This window comes from Acinetobacter sp. CFCC 11171, from assembly GCF_003268405.1.
Classification (GTDB): domain Bacteria; phylum Pseudomonadota; class Gammaproteobacteria; order Pseudomonadales; family Moraxellaceae; genus Acinetobacter; species Acinetobacter amyesii.
Genome location: NZ_LQXP01000004.1, coordinates 56112 through 75973, shown reverse-complemented (window position 1 = coordinate 75973; position 19862 = coordinate 56112). Strand labels below are relative to the sequence as shown.

General features: G+C 37.7%; 21 protein-coding genes and 6 pseudogenes. 6 read left to right on the top strand and 21 right to left on the bottom strand.

Annotated elements, in window-relative coordinates; genetic code table 11:
- Positions 1-35 precede the first annotated feature (35 nt).
- The 7 genes and pseudogenes from tfpZ to AVJ20_RS18970 all read right to left on the bottom strand — a co-directional run.
- Positions 36-767, bottom strand: coding sequence for a TfpX/TfpZ family type IV pilin accessory protein (gene tfpZ / locus AVJ20_RS03510; protein WP_111884201.1), 732 nt, complete (start codon positions 765-767; stop codon positions 36-38).
- A gap of 59 nt (positions 768-826) precedes the next feature.
- Positions 827-1045 (bottom strand): pilin, encoded by a 219-nt coding sequence (locus AVJ20_RS18485; protein ID WP_323581308.1) that lies wholly within the window; start codon positions 1043-1045, stop codon positions 827-829.
- A 193-nt stretch (positions 1046-1238) separates the two neighbouring features.
- Positions 1239-1338 (bottom strand): annotated as a pseudogene (locus AVJ20_RS18975) (pilin); the annotation flags it as partial.
- Between the two features lie 130 nt (positions 1339-1468).
- A complete protein-coding gene (locus AVJ20_RS03500; protein ID WP_162689722.1) occupies positions 1469-2230 on the bottom strand; it encodes a sulfatase-like hydrolase/transferase in 762 nt (253 codons plus the stop codon).
- An 18-nt stretch (positions 2231-2248) separates the two neighbouring features.
- Positions 2249-2908, bottom strand: coding sequence for a hypothetical protein (locus AVJ20_RS03495; protein ID WP_111884156.1), 660 nt, complete (start codon positions 2906-2908; stop codon positions 2249-2251).
- Between the two features lie 71 nt (positions 2909-2979).
- Complete coding sequence (locus AVJ20_RS18870) at positions 2980-3228, bottom strand: pilin (RefSeq protein ID WP_265735970.1); 249 nt, start codon at positions 3226-3228, stop codon at positions 2980-2982.
- Positions 3152-3337, bottom strand: a pseudogene (locus tag AVJ20_RS18970) (hypothetical protein); the annotation flags it as partial. The gene AVJ20_RS18870 and the pseudogene AVJ20_RS18970, both read right to left, overlap by 77 nt.
- Between AVJ20_RS18970 and AVJ20_RS18965 the strand changes: the two are divergent.
- Positions 3282-3404 (top strand): annotated as a pseudogene (locus AVJ20_RS18965) (hypothetical protein); the annotation flags it as partial. The pseudogenes AVJ20_RS18970 and AVJ20_RS18965 sit on opposite strands and share 56 nt — an antisense overlap.
- 299 nt (positions 3405-3703) lie before the next feature.
- Here the strand turns inward: AVJ20_RS18965 and AVJ20_RS18410 are convergent.
- Complete coding sequence (locus AVJ20_RS18410; RefSeq protein WP_171319186.1) at positions 3704-3874, bottom strand: hypothetical protein; 171 nt, start codon at positions 3872-3874, stop codon at positions 3704-3706.
- Positions 3875-4233: 359 nt separating this feature from the next.
- Between AVJ20_RS18410 and AVJ20_RS18860 the strand changes: the two genes are divergently transcribed.
- Complete coding sequence (locus tag AVJ20_RS18860; protein WP_111884155.1) at positions 4234-4719, top strand: pilin; 486 nt, start codon at positions 4234-4236, stop codon at positions 4717-4719.
- A gap of 334 nt (positions 4720-5053) precedes the next feature.
- Positions 5054-6763, top strand: coding sequence for a DUF262 domain-containing protein (locus AVJ20_RS03480; RefSeq protein ID WP_111884154.1), 1710 nt, complete (start codon positions 5054-5056; stop codon positions 6761-6763).
- Between the two features lie 43 nt (positions 6764-6806).
- On the opposite strand, the gene AVJ20_RS03475 is transcribed toward AVJ20_RS03480, so the two are convergent.
- The 7 genes and pseudogenes from AVJ20_RS03475 to AVJ20_RS03450 all read right to left on the bottom strand — a co-directional run bounded on the left by AVJ20_RS03475 (position 6807) and on the right by AVJ20_RS03450 (position 13350).
- Complete coding sequence (locus AVJ20_RS03475; protein WP_111884153.1) at positions 6807-7166, bottom strand: hypothetical protein; 360 nt, start codon at positions 7164-7166, stop codon at positions 6807-6809.
- A gap of 3 nt (positions 7167-7169) precedes the next feature.
- Positions 7170-9227: a hypothetical protein gene (locus tag AVJ20_RS03470; protein WP_111884152.1), complete on the bottom strand. Its 2058-nt coding sequence runs from the start codon at positions 9225-9227 to the stop codon at positions 7170-7172.
- Positions 9224-11160 (bottom strand): annotated as a pseudogene (locus AVJ20_RS03465) (hypothetical protein). The gene AVJ20_RS03470 and the pseudogene AVJ20_RS03465 overlap by 4 nt, the downstream one beginning before the upstream one ends.
- Positions 11157-12583, bottom strand: a pseudogene (locus tag AVJ20_RS03460) (tyrosine-type recombinase/integrase). The pseudogenes AVJ20_RS03465 and AVJ20_RS03460 overlap by 4 nt, the downstream one beginning before the upstream one ends.
- A gap of 191 nt (positions 12584-12774) precedes the next feature.
- On the bottom strand, positions 12775-12948 hold the full coding sequence (locus AVJ20_RS18405; RefSeq protein ID WP_171319184.1) for a hypothetical protein: 174 nt from the start codon (positions 12946-12948) through the stop codon (positions 12775-12777).
- Positions 12932-13135 (bottom strand): phage antirepressor N-terminal domain-containing protein, encoded by a 204-nt coding sequence (locus AVJ20_RS03455; RefSeq protein WP_111884151.1) that lies wholly within the window; start codon positions 13133-13135, stop codon positions 12932-12934. Before AVJ20_RS03455 ends, AVJ20_RS18405 begins: the two co-directional genes overlap by 17 nt.
- Positions 13136-13152: 17 nt before the next feature.
- Positions 13153-13350: a hypothetical protein gene (locus AVJ20_RS03450; protein WP_104425630.1), complete on the bottom strand. Its 198-nt coding sequence runs from the start codon at positions 13348-13350 to the stop codon at positions 13153-13155.
- Between the two features lie 74 nt (positions 13351-13424).
- On the opposite strand from AVJ20_RS03450, the gene AVJ20_RS03445 reads away from it, so the two are divergent.
- On the top strand, positions 13425-14021 hold the full coding sequence (locus tag AVJ20_RS03445) for a LexA family transcriptional regulator (protein WP_162689721.1): 597 nt from the start codon (positions 13425-13427) through the stop codon (positions 14019-14021).
- Positions 14022-14155: 134 nt separating this feature from the next.
- On the opposite strand, the gene AVJ20_RS03440 is transcribed toward AVJ20_RS03445, so the two are convergent.
- A complete protein-coding gene (locus tag AVJ20_RS03440) occupies positions 14156-14383 on the bottom strand; it encodes a helix-turn-helix domain-containing protein (protein ID WP_071851506.1) in 228 nt (75 codons plus the stop codon).
- A gap of 158 nt (positions 14384-14541) precedes the next feature.
- On the opposite strand from AVJ20_RS03440, the gene AVJ20_RS03435 reads away from it, so the two are divergent.
- Positions 14542-14808, top strand: coding sequence for a hypothetical protein (locus AVJ20_RS03435; protein WP_111884149.1), 267 nt, complete (start codon positions 14542-14544; stop codon positions 14806-14808).
- A gap of 104 nt (positions 14809-14912) precedes the next feature.
- Positions 14913-15533 carry an HAD family hydrolase gene (locus AVJ20_RS03430; RefSeq protein ID WP_111884148.1) on the top strand — a complete coding sequence of 207 codons (621 nt, stop codon included), beginning with the start codon at positions 14913-14915 and terminating at the stop codon, positions 15531-15533.
- Positions 15534-15565: 32 nt separating this feature from the next.
- Here AVJ20_RS03430 and AVJ20_RS03425 read toward each other — a convergent pair whose 3' ends face one another.
- From AVJ20_RS03425 to AVJ20_RS03405, 5 genes and pseudogenes are all read right to left on the bottom strand, one after another.
- Positions 15566-16351 (bottom strand): hypothetical protein, encoded by a 786-nt coding sequence (locus AVJ20_RS03425; protein WP_111884147.1) that lies wholly within the window; start codon positions 16349-16351, stop codon positions 15566-15568.
- 250 nt (positions 16352-16601) lie between these two features.
- Positions 16602-17138 (bottom strand): hypothetical protein, encoded by a 537-nt coding sequence (locus tag AVJ20_RS03420; RefSeq protein ID WP_111884146.1) that lies wholly within the window; start codon positions 17136-17138, stop codon positions 16602-16604.
- Positions 17139-17459: 321 nt separating this feature from the next.
- On the bottom strand, positions 17460-18020 hold the full coding sequence (locus AVJ20_RS03415; protein ID WP_111884145.1) for a TPM domain-containing protein: 561 nt from the start codon (positions 18018-18020) through the stop codon (positions 17460-17462).
- Positions 18014-19034, bottom strand: a pseudogene (locus AVJ20_RS03410) (TPM domain-containing protein). Before AVJ20_RS03410 ends, AVJ20_RS03415 begins: the two are co-directional and overlap by 7 nt.
- A gap of 77 nt (positions 19035-19111) precedes the next feature.
- Positions 19112-19702: a LemA family protein gene (locus tag AVJ20_RS03405; protein WP_078189372.1), complete on the bottom strand. Its 591-nt coding sequence runs from the start codon at positions 19700-19702 to the stop codon at positions 19112-19114.
- Positions 19703-19862 lie beyond the last annotated feature (160 nt).

Genomic DNA, 19862 nt, shown 5'->3' with positions numbered 1-19862 from the left:
CCCGCGGATGCGGGTTTTTTATTATTCACAAATCACTACCAAGGGCGAAGGTCAACGATTTTTATCACTTCACCTGTTTGTTTATTGACTAGCACAGTCATATCTACAGCATTGGCTTTTAAAGGGACATATCCGGTCGCTTGAGGATATTTCACCAATATCTTTCGCACCTGTTCATGATCATTAAATTGTTCTAAATTATTAAGGCTTTTTGCACGTTTTTTTATTTGTGGTAAGGCTTTTGTAAAATCCACATAACGTTCAGGCTTTTGAGCAATTGAAATTCCGCCTAATGCCTCAGCAAACATGTCGCTTTCGCGTTGTAATTTATCTTTAGAAAATTCAACAGATACATATTGAGGTCTTAAAAATGAAGTTTTTTGAAATTGTTTTTTCGCTTGATCTAGATGCTCTGTAATTAGTTCATTTTTACGTACCAACTCAAAACGGTCTACGTTGTAGGCAATCCACACAGGGCGACCTTGTGCAATGCTATACACCCCATAGCTCAGTGCTGACAGTTGAATCAAAATAATAATGCTTAAGTCCATTTTTAAGGTTTTTTTGCCTTCGTTATAGACCACAAAGCCCAATACAGGTCCAATAATGACATCAATTGCTAGTAGCATCAAAAAGATGTGCGTCACCCCAACAGCCTTTGCTAAGGGCGAGGGATACCAGACCAAGAACACCAGCAGCATACTGAATAGTGCAATCAGGATAGATACGCATAGGTGGCTAAGAAAGAATTTGAGACGCTTTGACATAATCATTTGAGTTAGTCGATATATGGATGAGTTTATACCAGAATGATTCTAAATCAACACTAGCAACATTCTGGAGGGGCATATTTTGCAGGCAATGTTTCAAGGTCTGCAACCAATCCTTTAGTTGTTGCATTACTGTTAGTTGTTGATGCACACGCCCAATCCACACTACCCGTATCACTAGCAATTTTTGCACCTTTTACATTTGGCGTGAGGACAAGCGTTGCACCTAGGGCATCTGTTGGAAAACCTAAACTGCTGCTACTTGTTAATGTCACCGTGACTACGCCATCATTATCTATTTGAATATCATCGACATATTTTTTCGCTTTCTCACTAGCTAAAATTGCGTTATAACAGGTCCCAGACCTGTAACAGCAGGAAGACCATCTGCAATAAACGCTTCACTCACCTGTGCTTTTGCTGAACTCGCTTTCATAAGTGCTTCGCTTATTTTTGCCCGAACAGTATTAAATTGATACGCAGGAATTGCTATAGCCACTAAAACACCAATAATAGCCACTACAATCATAAGTTCAATGAGAGTAAACCCGTGTTCTAATTTTGTCATGTCCTCGCTCCAAATGATTATTTTAGTAAGATATAAGCATGAAACATGCCAAAAAATAAATTCCATTGCAATCAATAACTTATTTATAATCCATAATAAGTTCTTGCCAAAAAGTGCCAACTACTGCACTTTATGGTACGGCTGTGGGTTTTATTTTAAAATGAAGATGGCTCACTGTCCAAGGGATGATGTGGACGAGGTCTTCTTCGCCCCATAAGGGTGGGGGGTGGTCACCCACGACAATGACTTCGACCCCCTGCATTTCTGGACGTTGAATTAATTTTGCGAGTTCATCAAAAAATTGGGTTTGTAGCTGTGCGTTGTGGCAGACGTCGCTATCGGATTGAATATTGAAACGCTCACAATCAAAGCGTTTATTGTAGATATCCTTTTTGGCATAAGGTTGGTGTGAGGTGAGTGTCATCCAATATAAAAATAATTTATTATTTTGGTGTTGTTTAAAAATATCCCCAACTTGCGTCATAAGCTCGCTATCGCAAACACCTTTGAAAGCAGCACAGCGCTTTAATCCGAGAAAGTGCTCACCAAATAAAGTACGTTGAAAACCTGCTTTAGCATACCACCTTGTACGGTCGTATAATAAACCATTTGTACCATGTACCGAAATGGTTTGATAGCCGCGCTGTTTAAACTGGTTGGGTAGGCAGCTGTGAAATTGTTCAGCGGCTAAATTACCCAGTGCAAAACCGCCTTGTTTTAGCTGTAGCCCGCAAAGCTCGCGTAGTTCACCTGCTACTGTAGCAGAATAGGCTTTGCTATAACCTGTGCTTAGATGATCTAGTCGTTCTTTTTGTTGGAAAATATGCTGTAAAATCGCCTGGTGTGCTTGAGCATTGGCTAACTGTCCCCACGATTCGGCAACAACATACAAGATACGCGGGGAAGTTGGCTAGATGAGCTGATCTGCAATGCGTTCTTTATTACTGGCTAAAGTGGTAAGCTGGGGTGTGGTTGCCATGAGACTATAAAAGTCATCGCTAATTAGCTGCTTATAAAGTAGGCTCTGACTGTGTGCATAATAAAAATTGTCACGCCCTAAAATAGCAGTAAACGAGGTATAAGTGAGCCCTGTTTGCATAACCACGTAGCTAGTGATTAAAAGGCAGGTGGTGATGAAAGTGGGATAAGGTGGCTTTAGATATTTAGGTCGAGAAAAGAAAAAGATTAGCCCAAATAGCACTACTGTACAGCAGAAGAGAAACAAGCTGATCACAATATAATTCAGCGGAGCAATAGGAATAAAACGCGCTAGATAGCGAATTGCTGCTAAGTCCATAAAGGGAAAGAGCTGAATCACCAGCATCAACACATCGCTAATCAACGCGAGTACTAAACATACACCCCCCAAGAGACGTATCGGTCGCCAAGGTATCGTTAGAAAGAGTAAGGCAAGCAAATAATCGATATTCAGGAGCGGGCGAGATACCCCAGCATAATGGGTAAAAACCAAAAATACGACATTGGGTAAGAGAATAAGCAGGAGTGAATACAGCCATGTACCGAGTGTAGGTGCTGCTAAGTCTTGTCGAAGATAGGTAGGTAATTTCATTAAAGTAGAATAGTCAATAAAAAAGACTGGCGAACCAGTCTTTTACTCAATGAGCAATCTAACTGAATGGATTAACGACATTCAGATGGAACATATTTTGCTGGCATATCCCCTTCATCAGCAGAAGTTAAGCCACGAGCAGTAGCAGTGGTGTTATTTGTAGATGCGCATGCCCAATCAATTGAACCTGTTACACCGTCAGCCAGTGCTGCTTTTTGTACGTTAGGAGAGAAAACTAAAGTCTTACCAGCAGCATCTGTAGGTAAACCTGCTTGGGCTGGCAGTCTCAGACGTAACTGTAATTTGACCAGTCTCTTCATCAATCGCAATATCAGATACGATCTTACTTTTCTTTTCACTTGAAGCACGAGTATTATATTCCGCTGCCGCCGCTTTCACTCCAGCTAGACCATCGCTTTGGAAAGCCTCGCTGATTAAGCTTTTAGGGGATGATGCTGCTACAATCATTTCAGACACTTTGGTGCGCACTGTATAGTCTTGGTATGCAGGAATCGCAATCGCAGCAAGAATACCGATGATAGCGACCACAATCATCAGTTCAATACATTCCATAAGTGACTTTATATGGACATACATTAAACTACTGAATTGTATAGTTTTACGTCATTATCCACGTTGTCCATATGGACATGCTTTTTAATAGACAGAATTTTGAGTTTTGTCCATATTACAAAATGGCTTTTACTGAGTGCGATAGCATGAATTTTATGGAGCAAACTAATCGTGAGATATTTTAAAATTTTGTTAAGCTAAAATTGAATAAAAAATCCAGACTCATTTATAAGTCAACTTCTGTATTTCTCCTTTAGGCTGATGGATGACATGTTTTGCATGATGGATAGCAATACGACGAGTCGCTTCGTTATCACCAAATTGCATGGACATAACTTTTACACTTGGACGAGGTATTCGCTTGGTAATGTTGAAGTCTTTTAGCCGTTTCATTCTATGACTCTCCTATAAAAAAATTGGAGGAAAAGCACTTTTCAATTTTAGACCATATTCAGCACTACAAATGACCATAACTTAGGAAAATTACTATAGATTGTTTTTTAGCAACCAAACATTGAGCTATTTCCACTGCCCCTTACAATATGGCCTTTCATAAAAACAGCAAAACTGACATTTTTTGTCACTTAATTACATAAATTTACTTTATGAATTTTTAAGATTTTTAATTCATTAAACAATGTATTGATTTAATAAGAAATAATTAGTTAATATACTTTGGCACAGTTTGTGCAGACTATAAATTAGCTTACAAAGCTTATAAATAAATTAACAAAACATTTGTGGAGAATGTTATGAACGCTCAAAAAGGCTTTACATTGATCGAACTGATGATAGTTGTTGCTATTATTGGTATTTTGGCAGCAGTAGCAATACCTGCATATCAAGATTACACAAAACGCGCTAAAATGTCTGAAGTAATTGGTTTTGCCGCATCAGCTAAAACTGCTGTTGCTGAAGCTTTCCAATCTACTGGAACATTACCTGCTGATAACCAAGCAGCAGGACTTGACACTACAGCTGAAAACATTAAATCGACGTATGTAAAAAGTGTTACTGTTACCGATGGTGCTATTGCACTTGCAGTTCAAGGAACTGGTGATGCTGATTTGGATAAAGCAACAGTGACTTATACTCCATTAGATAATACAGGCAAAGCTATAGCTAAAAAAGGCGTAGGCTACACTGGGGCTTTAACTTGGAAATGCTCTGTTAACGATGCTGCTGTTGCTAAATTCTTCCCAGCAGACTGCCGTACTACAACTGCGACTGCACCTTAATATTTAAGATTTCTACTCAAAACGCATCAAATTTGATGCGTTTTTTGTTTTAACTCAAAATTTTCCAACAACAACGAATTGCACTTTTGCAGCAGTTTTTCATAATCTTCTTGAAGCTGCTCATAATCACTTTTTATCGCTTTGGTCTTACTTTTCGCTTGCTCAATTTGCTGTGCAGGTGAAGATAAATATCATCTTAGAACTTAATCCTACAAAACATATCACCCAACCTCCCTTCATTATATAAAGAATTATTTATAAAACAAAAATATAAATATACTTAAAATTAAAAATATGCTAAAAGTTGTTTTTTAACATGATCTTAGAAAAAATCATGGCTGAGCTGAATGTAAGCAAAAAAAGTATCACCGCACTTTTCGGAAATATGCAAAATCGACTATTTCTGATTCCTGAATATCAACGCCCATACCAGTGGACAACGGAACACTGCGATATTCTTTGGGAAGACATCAAGTACTTTTCCGAAAATTCAACTGATAAAGAATACTTTTTAGGTACATTAGTTTATGCGAAGAACGGAGAGAACCTAGATGTCATTGATGGGCAGCAACGACTAACCTCTTTCTTTTTATTACTCAGAAGTCTGTATTTCAAATTAGAAAACATGAATTCAAGTAATAGTGATGAACAAGATGCCATTAATGGCTTAAAAAACCAAATTGCACCCTGCATTTGGGATACTGACGAGTTTTCAGGAAAGGTTACTGATAAAAAGAAAATTCATATTCAATCACTTGTCGCTACTAGCTCAGACAATCAGACCTTACATTCTATTCTAGAAACAGGGATCGCTGATCCTGAAGCAAAAGATACATATTCAAAAAATTATTTATTCTTCCAAAAAAAGAACAATGAATACGCCATGGATCATCCACTACAGTGGAAAAATTTATGTTTAAATATTTTAAGAAAATGCATTTTATTACCGATAGAATGCGAAGACCTAGACATGGCACTCACGATTTTCTCTACACTTAATGATCGAGGCTTACCATTAACAGACTCAGACATTTTCAAAGCACAAATTTATAGCCTTGAAACAACTGATCGTAAAACATTTACAGAAGATTGGAAAAATTTAACCAATATTACCGAACAAGGTTTATGTACAATTGATGATATGTTCCGCTACTATAGCCACATTCTTCGTGCAGATACTGGAGATAAGTCTAAAGAAATTGGTCTACGCAAATTTTATGCTCAAGACAACTATATCCGTTTAAAGAATACCTCTCTGATGGATGACATTCTAGACTTGGCTTATTTTTGGCGCGAAGTAAATACAGGTATCACACAAGATCAAGAAGATAAGAAAACTTACACTATTTCCAATCAAGCACGTAAATATCTACAATGTTTAGGTTTTTATCCTAATGAGTTTTGGAAGTATGCTGTAACAACCTACTTCCATAAAAATAAGATAAATCCTGACTTTGAATTGGGTTTTGAACAATTATTAAAACAGCTTACAGCATTTCTTTTTGCAAAATTTATTGAGTTTCCAACGGTTAACAAAATCAAGGATGATATCTATTCTGCATGCATCACTATCGCACAAGGCCAACCTGTACAGTTCAACTTCACCATTCATGATGAGAATGACTTTAAGACATTATTATCACAATATAACTCATCGAAATTAACTCGAAGCCTTTTATTACTTGATGCTTATCTCACACCAAATCAAAATGAATTAATTACGACTATTTTAGATATAGAACATATTTTTCCTAAAAAATGGCAAGATACAAACTATAATGGTTGGTCTAGAGTCGATGCAGATGAGTTTCTTGAAAAGCTAGGGAATAAGGTTATTTGTGAAAAGAAACTCAATATTCAAGCGGGCAATGGTTATTTTGGCATCAAAAAATCACGGTATGCCCAATCAAAAATTCAAGCTGTTTTAGACTTAAGTACTCTACTCCAAAACGACTGGATGAAAGATCATATTGAACAACGAGAGATCGCCATACAAAATCGTCTAATTCCATTTTTTAAAGAGCATTTATCAATAAAAAATTAAAATCAGATAGCCACTAAATTACAAAATTTAGTGGCTATCTCAATTATAAAGTCCGAGCACTTTGCCTCAACTTAAAATTCTCTAACAACAGCGAATTACACTTTTCCAGCAGTTTTTCATAATCTTCTTTCAGCTGCTCATAATCACTTTTCACCGCTTTGGTCTTACTTTTCGCTTGCTCAATCCGTTGTGCAGGCGAAAGAACATTTTGCCCTGCTGCCTGCGCAGCCAGCTCAATCGCCTCTACCAGTGCGGCATAACGGCTCTTCTTGATCGAACCTCGTTTACGTCCCGCCTCCAATGCCACCGTGTCATTATTAATGGTTGAACCTTTTGGCAAAATGCTTGGTTTATTAGCTTTTAAACGCTCTAAAGCGGCATAATATTCATTGAGTGCACTCATATTTTAAACCTCAATATTAATCGTTTGAATTTTTTGAACGGTCTTGTTTAAAGCCATGATGTCGCTGTTCATTTGCTCATACAGCAAACTGTCTTGTACTTGTGTATCTCGCACTCGTTGTAGTCGCTGAACTGCTTTTTGCATCTTCTCGGAACTGCTAGCATCAAAGACTGCATGAGCACAACTCAAACAGCTCGTAATAGCGGTAAAGGAAATTTTTTCGCAAGAGTCTGGATTGGTACATGCACCAAAGAGGCTAGCTTTATAGGCAATTTCACCCTTTTTCATCCGCTTAACCGTTTCATCCCGATCTGGAAAAACTTTCAATAACTGCTCACGGTCTTTTTGCAACTGTAAATAGGTTCCTGCACCGCCAAATAGCCGACTAGAACTATTGATTACACCTTCCTCAAATTGCGCATACGAATGCACTAGACGTTGATATTCCAGCTCTTGAATAAATTCCTTTTGGCTATCACTGGCTAAAATATTTGGAGCAAATACTGCATTATCTCGGTAATATAAAGTCATCGCTTCGGTTAAATGCTTATATTGAACAGATAAAGCTCCTAATCCAATAATTCCTGAACGCGCACCATACACAGCTAATGAGCGCCTAAATTGATGGGTACAAATATTCCAATATTCACCCAGCTGACAGTCCTTTTCTTCTCGCCAATTGCGGAAACCGTCAAAGGCTTCCAGTTCAGCCAAGTCACTTTCACAGATGCGCAACTCATCACCAAGTAATGCCGAAATATGGTTCAAATACTCGTTAAAATTGGACTGTGTTCTAGTCGGAGCACCTGAAAAATTGGAAATAAAATCCGTTTCATTCTCAATATTTCGATTATTTTTATGCCGATGTTTTTGTGAATATCGTGTTGGGAATAAGGGATATTCACGAGGATTAGAAAAATCGTAATGCGGATTAAATAAGGCGTAGATTTCACCAATGCTTTGTGCTGCATTTACACCAAACTGGATATCTTCAAAACTAATCCAATAGGTGGACTTGTTACCGCCACCATGTAATTTAGAGGTATAGCCCATAATGACATGTACAAGATGCTCATTGCTCTGAACCGTTTGATAGCAGTCATATGATAGTTGATTGACTTCATTATCCCGCATACCTGTAAACAGATGAATCCAAAGCTTGGCCATGCCTTGAATCAACGTCATATAACGGGTGAGATTGGCATGTTTTTGAATCTGATTATTTTCAAACAGTGTCGTTAAACCAAGCAAATCTCGAGCATCCACAAAACTCACGGCTTTTTTATAATCACTGAATTCACGTGGCATACGCGCAAAAGACGACTCTTGTTGAATGCGCTGAAACCACTGATGTAAAGCAGGTGCATACTGATTAAACTCATTCAACTTATCAGCTAAAGTATTAATTAAAGCAATATAAATACGTGAAGGAATCAGTTTGGTTTGTGGGCCGATTTTGCCCGACTGCAAACGTATTTTTGCAGTGAGCTTTGCTAAATGCTCAATCGGTAGATAGCTACTAAAAGCAGGGATCACTAAGGGATACTGCTGTTGTAAGACAAAACAATCAGTTAAAAATGCTTTGATATGGATTGCTTTTTGGTAACTGAGACCAACATACGCATCATTTACTTTTGATAGATAAGCAGCATCACTAAACAACTGCTGTAACGTACAACCATTCTTGTATGCAAGTCGTGCAAACTGACGCAAAACAGTATGCCGCTGCTCAATACTTTTAATAATCGACTTGCCAGATTTTATATAAAGCAAAGCAAAACTGATTTTTTTCATTTCTGCCCGAATTTGGCAGAAGAGAAAGTCATCTTCACTGGCATTTTTAAGCCAGCTATCAAAACTCAGGCGACAATAACACTTCGGTAAATATGGAGAAAGATCCCATATATTGTCTGAATAAACAGACAATATCTCACCGCTCTTCATTCGCGATAATACAAAAGTATTTGGAACAGTCAGCTGATTATTCTGTAAGTTGTACTCATCAGGTAAAAACCGTTCAGCAATACCCAATGAATACAAATATGAATTAAATGAACTCATGATATCCACCCCAATTCGATCAATAATTCAAAGTGATTCAGCCAATACGCATCTAAATCACCACTTTCCACTTCTTCCTGAATCGACAAAATGCGATCTCTTAAAGTTTCATAAGCATTTGACAGCTCAGTCAGTACTTCATCAATTCGATGCAGTACCACACCAAACTGCGACTCCCATTTGATTAAATCAGTCGCTTTTTGTTTGACGTAGCCGAGTAAACTTTTTAGTGACAAAAGCTTACGCACGTCTTCGTCATCGGCATGAATTGCATAGTGTTGGCAGAACAGGCAATGCTCAAATTGTTGGCAGTTAGGTGTAGGAGCTTGCTCGGTTAAACCGAGCGCTTTTTCAGGTTGTGGTGTTGTAGTAGTGCATGCACCGACAGGTAAGATCTGAGTATCTACAGTCACATCAATAGTTTGCACAGCAATACGTTCAATAGTTCGAGTTTGTGCTACTGCAACTTCTCGCAGCTCATTAAAAAATTGAGAAATTTGCTGACCTGCATCTTTAAATGATGTTCGACTGTAATTCTTGCGAGCTGTATCGAGTGAATGCCCCATTTTTCAGCTTCGAGCAAGAGATCACCATCGCTCAATTCAACATATTGACTGCTGACATGCTTCCGCCACTGTTGTGGTGTAATCCAAACCATTTTGGGAAAAATGCGCTGAAAAAACTTTTTAATTAATTGTAATCTGCCGTAGCTGACAGGTCTCAACTGTTGAATTTCGTTGCGTAATGGAAAGATGAAATCACACGGTTCATCTTGAATATACCATTCACGGAGTTCTAAAATTTTCCTAAAAATTGGCTCAAATTGCACCCCAAATTCAGGTTGAACTTCTTTCCCGCCAGCACGGCTTTTTGTACCTGAGAAACGTCGACCTTGGGTGGATGGCAGGACTTCCATCGTATCAAGTTGTAACTGCTGGGCTGTGTCTAAATTGGCCCCAGTTTGTGCGATAAAGAGCAACATGCCGATGACAAGACCATATGAAGCAAGTCTTTCACGCTCTATGTGTCGCTTATCCTCATTACGTTGCTGCAATTTATACAGGGCTTCATTACGGTTTTCACGTAAGCGCTTTCTATATTCACTATCCTCAGCAAGACCAAAATCAGCTAGCATTTTGGAAAAAGCTGGAATAATCGGATATTTGGCTAAATAACTCTGCATATCAAACTGGATATGCTGTTTTTCAGTTTGATGATGAAAGCCCGAGTAAAAATAGAAGTCTTCTTCATTCACAGATTGAAAATGTGCAGGAAAATCTGCTTCTTGTATCACAATACGATGGATTTCAAGAAATACATTCAACAAAGTTGCATAAGTCTTCTGATGATCTTTCTCAGCGACTGGTAAAACAGGAACATCATAACGCTGAGACTGTACTTGCATTGCTTGACTAGCAATATCAATTTCATGACAGTCAAATACATATGCTATTAATTTTGCTGCATTACGCTGATATTGCTTTGCTGTATGCGCAGCCAGGTTTTCTTCTTCAGTATCTGCAAGCAAAGTGCGATCAACTAAATATTTACTGTAACGACAATACGCATCGATCACACTGTCTTTATTAGAAAAATCAAATGTCTTTTTTTGGCTATCTACCCAATCTAAAAAAAATTTACTGGTGTAATAAAATAGTCCTTTTGACAAATCTGATCCGCCCATTTGCAGCAAATAATCGGTCAAACATTGTAAAAAATAGCATCTTTTCTCATCAAAAGATGCAGATAACTGCTGTTCTGACAAAATCTCGCAAGATACTCTTTTTGGGTAAAACAGTGTTCCAATATCTAATATTTTAAAACCAAAAGAAGCAGTTTTATCTTTGCAGACTAGAACAAGTCGCTCATATTCATTAATCTGTTTGTTGATATCGGAGATATGAACAAACAATGGGGTACGTGTGAAGCTCATGACAAATCTCCTACTGAATTGACAGAAGACATCACATATTTCATTAAACTTGATTCATACTCATGCTGAATTTTACTACGCCATTCCAACCGTGATTTATAGTTCAAGTACTGTAAAGTCGTACTAATATTGGTATGACCCATTCTAGCTTGCACATATTCGACAGCTGTCATAGCCGAATGCCTTCGGGCAGGTGCTGTAATTGGCTTTCCAGTAGATTCATCCCAAAACTAGCACGTAAATCATGGAATTTAAAACTTTGAAATTGCGGATCAATCAAGCGAATCTCGGGTAATAACACGACTTTTAAATAACTACGTACCGCTTCACCTTCATAGAGTTTAAGCCTAGTCCCAAATGAGTCAGAAGCTTTGATCTTCTCGGTCAATCCCTGCTGTTCAGCTTTGCTGGTGTAGAAAGGTGTGCCAAGCTTGGTGAGAAACACATAATTTTCATCCGAGTCGCCATAGTTTGACTTTCGTCTACGCTGACGTGCTTGCTCACTATTGATATAAATTTTAAGATCTTGTGCCAACCAATTCGGAATTAGCAGCATCATTGGCTTTTGAAATTTAGTATCAATACCTGTCCCAGCTCCAACAGGCAGGCGGATAAAACCCTGGCTATCAGGTTCACGACCAATTAAGTTTTTGATTCGTAAAGTACAAATTGTTTGCAGGCGAGCACCAGTGAACAATGCAAGATAGAACATCAACTGATATTCACGTGATGATTTTTGCAGTGCTTTTAATATAACAGCCTGCTCTTCAACACTGAGTGGGCTTAATTCACCATTATCATTAATCACTTCAGAATTTGGGGCTTTAGCAGGAACATGAATTGCAAGGTCATGCGACTTAATTGCCATTTTTCGACGTGCGCCAAATTCATTATCCACGGCAATATATTTATAGACATCTTGAAATGGAAGTCCATAACGTTGATGATCAACTAAGTCTTCCGTTACAAGAAATCGATAAAAGTTCACCACTGCATTAATTCGACCACGTGCAGAACTGGCGGAAATGAGACCTGCATTTGCCTGCTCAATAAGACGAGTACGATATTTAAAAATTGCATTCAGCTGTTTTAATTTATGAAATTTCAAACAGTCCAACTGCTCATCTTCTAAAAATCGCTGAAAATCAAGTAATTGGTTAGCAATTGAAGAAAATGTTTTAAAATCATACTGTATTGTTTGTTGTAATTTTTTTAGCAAGTACAGATTAAAAATTTCAGATGGCTGCCCATCTCCCTGAATAATCATGGGGAATTCGAGGTAAGCATCACCATATTTTTCAAATTCTACATCATTTAAACAACGGGTTGCCTTAACCAACGTCAATAACTGAAATTTTTTAATGGTCACAACTTTAGCTTTAGACTGGTAGCGTGACTGACCATTTTTAAGTTTAGTGCTCATGTGAGCCTCCTGTTTATTAAAAAACAGGCAAAAAGCGACCTTGAGATAGGATTGACAAAAATGCCCCTATTCATCAAAATGGGATTGTCTGGACACCAATCAAGACAATTTATAAGAGCTCATGCGACCAACATGGGCTTTTATACTTTTTGCCGAATGAAAATCATTGCTCTACGGAATAAGTAGTGAAATTATTTGGTTAAGCATTTAGCTGCTGCTTGAATAATTTCAGATAGAAGCTCTTTCTTAGGTCCAGATGGATCACCAATGATTCCTGCAATATTTTCGCTATCCAGTATCCAAGAATTTTTTGAAATAAATGATACTTGTGGTTTTCCAAGACGGCTATTAAATGTAAGTGACATATTGTAGGTATGGTGATTTCCACCATACCTTGTGCAAACACTGTTTTAGTTTGACGAATTGCCTTTTCCAATCCAAGCCCATACCTTCAACAATAGTTTGTATGAGGGTGTAGGGTTGCCCTTTATGCTCAACAACATATAATTCAGCATTATGGAAAGGTACTGCGATTTGGGTTAGACTTCTCATGGTTTCGATTCCTTTGGTTAGGGTTGAACGTGGGCAGATTGGTTACTTTGGCGAGTGCAATCTGCTTTTTTGTTGTCTGGATTTTCTAAAAGACCTTCATGCTGAAGGATCAATTTTAAATAGTGGTTGAATTGACCACGATATGTGCGGTTTTCGCGTTTTGCAGCAGCCTTGACAATATCTGCTAATTCGTCATCATAAGAACATGTGTACATGATAACTCCTTTCATAACCTCAAGATAGCAATTGATAATTTATGATAGGTTTTGATAACTGTCAAGGATTTTTTATGGTTGCTGATTTCTCTGAGCGTTTAAGGTTTTTTCGATCACAGCGAGGGCTATCTCAACAAGAATTGGCTAATGCAGTTGGTATTTCAAGAAAACAAATTTCTGATTATGAAGTTGGTACCGCAAAACCACGTCAAGCTACATATATGAAAATCTTAAAAGCGCTTGATATAAGTGATCAGATTTTCAGTAAAAGTGATCTTTGTTCTCTTGATATAAATGATTTAGATGGCGATCAGGTTATATCTTTTAGCAATAGTGATGGAGATAAAATTATGCTCTCTAAATCATTTTGCACTAAAAATCATTTAAATGAAGTAGATATACTAAGCGTTTTTAAGATTAAGGGGGATGCAATGCAGGAAACCCTTTTTAATGATGATTTAGTTTTAGTTGATACGTCAGATAAATACTTTATATCGGGATTAATTTATTTAATATATTTCTATGGTGAAAGAATGGTTGTTCGTTTACACCGTAGCGCTAATGGGTTGATTGAAATAACTAAAGACAATTCAGCTTATCCTGACAACACAGTGAACGAGTCAGAAATAATAGTTTTAGGTAAAGTAGTATACAGGCAAGGGTTGATCTAAATAATAGTTATCAAGTATGAGGGCAAGAGTATTGCGTGATTTCAAAGAAAAAGAATACATTCAGACAATTTGGAATGATCCTGAATTGTATTTAAAGCATCCTATTGAGCTTTAAAAAAAGGGATGACATTTTACTAAGTGTCATCTCTTTCCTCATACTCATCGGTATATTCAAATAAATCCTGCATATTACAATTAAAATATTTACATAAGGTATCAGCAACTGAAAGTTCAATTCGTATTGCACGATCATAGTAAAGGCTTGTTAGTGTATTGCGATTAATACTGGTCGCCTGAGCTACCTCACTTAACTTTAAAATTTTTCGCTCACCCATCAAATTTGACAACCTACATCTAATCATAGCAACCTTTAAATTAAAAAATTAACCTACAGCAGGTTAATTTAACTTGATAAACAACTTTCACCATGATAATTTAACCTACAGCAGGTTATATTGTTCTATTAAAAACAAATTAGCCGTTCTAAATATCATTATATAATTTCTATGCGAGTTCAGCTATGAATAACTATTTTTCTCCAAAATTCTCTATTTCAGAAGAGGTCCGCTCAACTGCTGTTGCTCTAATCAAAGAGTTTAATATTGACCGTACATTTGATTTAGCTTTATTCCTGAATGTTAATCCTAACTTAAATGACCAAGATGCAACTTTAGCCTGGGTTAATTATTTTGAAAAAAATCAACATGATCTTAGTGACTTCAATCATGTTAGACGGCACTTTATGAAAAATTTTCCTAAAATTATGTTTGCAAACTTCAGTGAATAAAATAATCAAAGGGAGATATCAAATATCTCCCTTAATTTTTTATAATAATGCTCTTATGGTAATCTCAACAAGAAGTAAAAATTAATTTAATTGGTTATAAAAATATGAAATTATCAACAAAAGCAGGTCATATTGAGCCATTAGTCATTGCTTTTGACGTATTTGGTACACTTGTAAAAATAGGGGACAGACGTTCCCCATATAGACAATTAATGAAATGGCTTAAGGAAAATGGGCGACAACCAAAGCCTGATGATGCCAAATTTATTATGTCCCACAATTTAAATTTGGCAGAGCTTGCAAAGCGATTAGCAGTAAATATTCCAGACCAATTTCTGCAAGAACTTGAGCATGATTTAGATGAAGAGTTACGCTCTATTAGACTGTATGAAGATACCTTATCAACTTTGGAAGAATTAAAGAAATTGGGAATTAAATTGGCATTATGCTCAAATTTAGCTATGCCATATGGAAAAATTGTTTCTTCATTATTACCGCCCCTTGATGCTTATGCTTGGAGTTATGAAGTTGCTGCAATTAAACCTGAGTCGAAAATCTATCAGTCACTCATTAACCAACTAGGTTGCCAAGCTTCAGAAGTCCTATTTATTGGGGATACAGCACTTGCAGATTTTACAGGGCCGACAGCATTTGGTATGTCTGCTAGATTGATCAATCGTCAAAATGGTCAAACATTGGCAGAAGTTTTAAACGACATCCTTTAACAACTCGTGGATGTCCCCCTAATAGTGAATACTTACAGCTCCTCATCTTTCCATTTTTTAAATTCTGCAATTTGTTCATCAAGCTCCAGAACCCATGCTGGTTTTATATGTGGCACATCTGGACGCTCAACACCTTGATGGTCAAAAAACTTATACACCATTGCCGCCAACTTGATAAATGCCTGTTCAAACGTATCTGCCCAAACATCTAAACGATAATCATGATAATGCTCTTGGTATAATTTACCACCATCTTCTACTTTATTGAGATGTGAGCCAGTCTCTAAATAAATCACTAGTTTCCCATCATCTTCATCATTATATGCACCGTGATAAATATTTTGGCAATGCCCCCATGTATTCCAGTGCCATGATGGTACATCGCCAGTAACCGTCCAAAAAGCTGGGTGTGTATCAATAAAATGATAGGCAGTTAAAAAGTCCGTTGGATTTGCGAGATATGCTTGCTCATTTTCAAAGGCAGTCCGTAAAGCAGATTGTAAATGCTCAAATTTATTTTGATCGGTACAGGAAAACAAACTACTAGAAAAATGCTCAGAGGTTTTAAAAAATAGGCAACCATTTTCTTTATCCTCACCAAAATATTGATAAACCTCTGGTAGGATCTGTAAATCTGTCGGTTTGACATGATGGATCTGGTGTTGTACGTCTTTTAAGCTTTCGTGAATTGCTTCCATACGATCGGGGTAAGTGACGACAAGTTTCGTATCTCGCAGTGATAAAATTGCTGGTTCAGTCATTTGGGGTAACTGTTTTAATAACCAGTCTGGTAATTGTTTTAATTCAGTTTGTTGCATTTTTAATTATCCTATTTTTTAACAATTTCAACTTGTTACATACGTTAAACAACATAATTTGTGCAAGTTGAGTGTAAGTTAGTCCATAGGAGTATATTGTCACACAATGGCTTCGACAAGCGTCCGACTAAGTTCACGCCTAAGTCTCAGCCAACAGTTTCCTGAGCTTATTGAAGGAAAAATATTCCCCATCTATTTTATACGACTCACTTACCTTTCCATTGAGCCATTATAGATTTTTCATCTTGGTTTAGATGTTCAAAAAGCTTGAGTTTCCTTTCTTTAGTTTTTCTATATAAGCCTCACATTGAGCAGCTAAACCAAGATGATATTTTAAAGCGCTTTCCACTCTTGCTGTCACATACTTAATACTTTGAATTTCACGCTGCTGAGCAAAGACTTGAATCGCAGGATGTAACTGTTCTGAGCAACTTGCATCATTGCTAAAATATTTTAAGGTCTTGGTTTTGGCAAAATATATTGCAGCAAACAATCGCCCATCTTTAAACACAATCGCTGATGAAGCATCTAAACTAGTTCCAGATCGACCTTCATAATACAGAGCCTCATCTGTTTTTAGTAAATAGGGCGCTGAGTAATTATCGAAATTAGATTGAAATTTTAGATAATCATGCTTTAACAATGTTTGAAGTTCTGTTTGGATTTTTTGATTTGAAGTAATTTGAGGAATTGATGAAATATCTGAATATTGAATTAAGTCTAACGCTTGTGCATGAATCAATGTAGGAAGAAACAAAAGAAGAGCAAAGGAATATTTCTGCTTCATAGCGGGAACGGGTCTGTCGTTTATTCGATGATGTCCATATTGACTTACTTATGGATTGTTCATTTTATGTGGACACTTATGGAGTATCGATCAAGGTAAAGCCTTTTTGAGCGTTCATAACATTCTCCACAAATGTTTTTTAATTTAATTATTTAATAAAGCTATGTAGCTTGTTTTATAAATAGCACAGAGCGTGCCAAGATTTATTATAGTGAAAATGACAGAAAAAACAGCACTTTAAAAAAATATTTTATTTTTTGTAATCATTACGTCTCTTTTTGTGTTTAAAAGTGACGATTTGTGTCACTTTATCACCGTTTTTTAGCGCAAAATTATTGGCGCATTTGCGATTTCATTATTTCGATCTACAGACTTACCTGCATAAAAGTGATCCATCACTTCACCAATCTCTTTTACACCTGCCGTCAAAGCTATTCGGTATTGTTTATTTTGCATGTTTTGGATAATTCGTGTGCAAATATTCTGCCACACTTGCGCATCGGTTGCCTGTCTCATCCCGCGATCAATCACAATTTCCACCTGACGTTCACATAAGTTTAAATAAAGCAAAACACCACTATTAAATTCTGTATCCCACACACCCAGTTCAGCAAAGAGTTGTTCAGCACGCGCGCGGGTATTTTGGTAATAGGCTTGGTTTGACGGAATGTGCCCTTCGATCACCACCTGTATTTCACCTACATGCCCATGCTCAGCTTCTGTCACCGCTTGCGCAATGGCCTGCTGATCTTGCTTATTAAAAAACCGGTTTGCTGCAGGCATATAAAAGAAGTGCTTCAACCAGCGTTTAAAACTTGGTTGTTGTATTTCCTGTGTTTTAGGACAGGTGACAATTTCTGTTGTTTCTGTTTTCGTTACCATGAACCTGATGCTCCCCCACCGCCAAAGCCACCACCGCCTCCGCTATAGCCGCCGCCACCAAAGCCACCACCTCCGCTACGGCCTCCACCGCCCCCACCACCAGCAAGGAACATTTGAAAAATGGTTTGTGCAATCGCAGTGATCAGTAAAAAAGAAAATTGCTCCCCCCATCAACAGACTGGTGAGTAGACCTGCACCATTGACCAAACCCGCAACGGTACCTGCAACAGCAGCAGTTGACGCACTTAAGCGCTTACCCACAATAAAGGATGCAAAAATACCAATCACCAAAATGATGAGAACCGTTGTAAACGTTTTCTCTTTGGCTTGTTGCTCGTGTAAGGCTTGTTCCTGACGTTCTTTTAGCTCTTGGGCTGCTTGAGCGGCAACTTCAGGGTCTTGATTTAAAATACGTGTTATTTCCGTTAAGCCAGCATCAATACCTTGAGCATACTGAGCTTGCTTAAAATACGGTGTGATTTGATTTCGAATAATGCGACTAACGATGATATCGGGCATGATTCCTTCCAGCCCATAACCCGTCAGGATTTGAATTCTGTGATCATTCACAGCAATCGCCATCAATATCCCATTGTCACGTTTTGCTGAACCGAGTTGCCATTTTTCTGCAACACGCATGGCGTAATCAAAAATATCTTCTTGACCTGTGGTTGGCACAATCACAACACCAATTTGTGCCTTACCTTGTTCGTGCAACTGTAGAATTTTCTGACTAATGGCTTGCTTTTCAGCAGCCGAAAGTAAATTTGCCTGATCAACTACCGGTTCATTTAGGGTCGGCAAGCCACGAATCGACTCGCCATCTGCCATATCATTGGCGATATTCGGCTGCTGAATTTTGATTTCAGGCTGTGCTGTTGTTTCTTTTTGTGTAGCTGACTGCTGATCTTTTAATATTTTACCGACAACAACTGTTTCAGCATCTACATCTGTAGCGGTGGCAGTTTCTGCATGTGTGAAACCCACCACACACAATAAGCATGCTAAAACCATGCGCTGCAACCACAACAAACCTGTATGTTTTAGCTCAAAATCCACCATCAGCCCACCTCACAATGCAGTGATGCCAATTAATTAAAATCAACTTTTGGTGCAGTTTGTGCACTTTGCTCTGCGCTAAAGTTAGGCTTGGTATCCATACCGATGACTTTAGCTGTCATCACTTGCGGGAACTGGCGTGCATAGCCATTAAAGTCTTGTACCGTAGTAATGTAGCGATTACGTGCGACAGCGATCCTGTTTTCAGTGCCTTCAAGCTGTACCTGTAAATCACGGAATTGCTCATTGGCTTTTAAGTCTGGATAATTTTCCGAGACTGCAATTAAACGAGAAAGTGCGCTGGTCATCTGCGCTTGAGCTTCTTGATATTTTTGGAACAGTGCTGGATCTTCCAAAACTTCCTTATCCACTTTTAAGCCCGCAACATTGGCACGTGCTTGAGTCACTTCTGTCAGTACTTGTTCCTCATGTTTCGCGTAACCTTTAACCACATTGACAAGGTTAGGTACCAAATCTGCACGGCGTTGATATTGGTTTTGCACCTCAGACCATGCTGCTGTAACGGCCTCGTCTTTGACTTGTAATGTGTTATAACCACAACCACTCAGGGTCAACGTACTGACTAATGCGATTGCGAGCATGCTTTTTTTCATTGAATTCATAACCCTTAACCTCAAGTATTTATTTGTAATTGTTTAAATAAATTCATTCTAACCCTATTTTTCGAATGAATTATGTATTTTCTTTGTGATTAAACTGATCCACTCGAAAAATATTGAGCATGAAAAAAAAGCCCACAACTCGGGCTTTTTTTATCATATT

Bases quoted from the DNA above. Each gene is read 5' to 3' on its own strand.
- AVJ20_RS18870 (WP_265735970.1), bottom strand. From the start codon at position 3,228: ATGAAGAGACTGGTCAAATTACAGTTACGTCTGAGACTGCCAGCCCAA.
- AVJ20_RS18410 (WP_171319186.1), bottom strand. From the start codon at position 3,874: ATGAAACGGCTAAAAGACTTCAACATTACCAAGCGAATACCTCGTCCA.
- AVJ20_RS03415 (WP_111884145.1), bottom strand. From the start codon at position 18,020: ATGGTAACGAAAACAGAAACAACAGAAATTGTCACCTGTCCTAAAACA.
- AVJ20_RS03475 (WP_111884153.1), bottom strand. From the start codon at position 7,166: ATGAGTGCACTCAATGAATATTATGCCGCTTTAGAGCGTTTAAAAGCT.
- AVJ20_RS03450 (WP_104425630.1), bottom strand. From the start codon at position 13,350: ATGTACACATGTTCTTATGATGACGAATTAGCAGATATTGTCAAGGCT.
- AVJ20_RS03495 (WP_111884156.1), bottom strand. From the start codon at position 2,908: ATGAAATTACCTACCTATCTTCGACAAGACTTAGCAGCACCTACACTC.
- tfpZ (WP_111884201.1), bottom strand. From the start codon at position 767: ATGTCAAAGCGTCTCAAATTCTTTCTTAGCCACCTATGCGTATCTATC.
- AVJ20_RS03455 (WP_111884151.1), bottom strand. From the start codon at position 13,135: ATGAGAAGTCTAACCCAAATCGCAGTACCTTTCCATAATGCTGAATTA.
- AVJ20_RS03470 (WP_111884152.1), bottom strand. From the start codon at position 9,227: ATGAGTTCATTTAATTCATATTTGTATTCATTGGGTATTGCTGAACGG.
- AVJ20_RS18860 (WP_111884155.1), top strand. From the start codon at position 4,234: ATGAACGCTCAAAAAGGCTTTACATTGATCGAACTGATGATAGTTGTT.
- AVJ20_RS03440 (WP_071851506.1), bottom strand. From the start codon at position 14,383: ATGATTAGATGTAGGTTGTCAAATTTGATGGGTGAGCGAAAAATTTTA.
- AVJ20_RS03425 (WP_111884147.1), bottom strand. From the start codon at position 16,351: ATGCAACAAACTGAATTAAAACAATTACCAGACTGGTTATTAAAACAG.
- AVJ20_RS03420 (WP_111884146.1), bottom strand. From the start codon at position 17,138: ATGAAGCAGAAATATTCCTTTGCTCTTCTTTTGTTTCTTCCTACATTG.
- AVJ20_RS18405 (WP_171319184.1), bottom strand. From the start codon at position 12,948: ATGTCACTTACATTTAATAGCCGTCTTGGAAAACCACAAGTATCATTT.
- AVJ20_RS03480 (WP_111884154.1), top strand. From the start codon at position 5,054: ATGGCTGAGCTGAATGTAAGCAAAAAAAGTATCACCGCACTTTTCGGA.
- AVJ20_RS03445 (WP_162689721.1), top strand. From the start codon at position 13,425: ATGGTTGCTGATTTCTCTGAGCGTTTAAGGTTTTTTCGATCACAGCGA.
- AVJ20_RS03435 (WP_111884149.1), top strand. From the start codon at position 14,542: ATGAATAACTATTTTTCTCCAAAATTCTCTATTTCAGAAGAGGTCCGC.
- AVJ20_RS03405 (WP_078189372.1), bottom strand. From the start codon at position 19,702: ATGAATTCAATGAAAAAAAGCATGCTCGCAATCGCATTAGTCAGTACG.
- AVJ20_RS03430 (WP_111884148.1), top strand. From the start codon at position 14,913: ATGAAATTATCAACAAAAGCAGGTCATATTGAGCCATTAGTCATTGCT.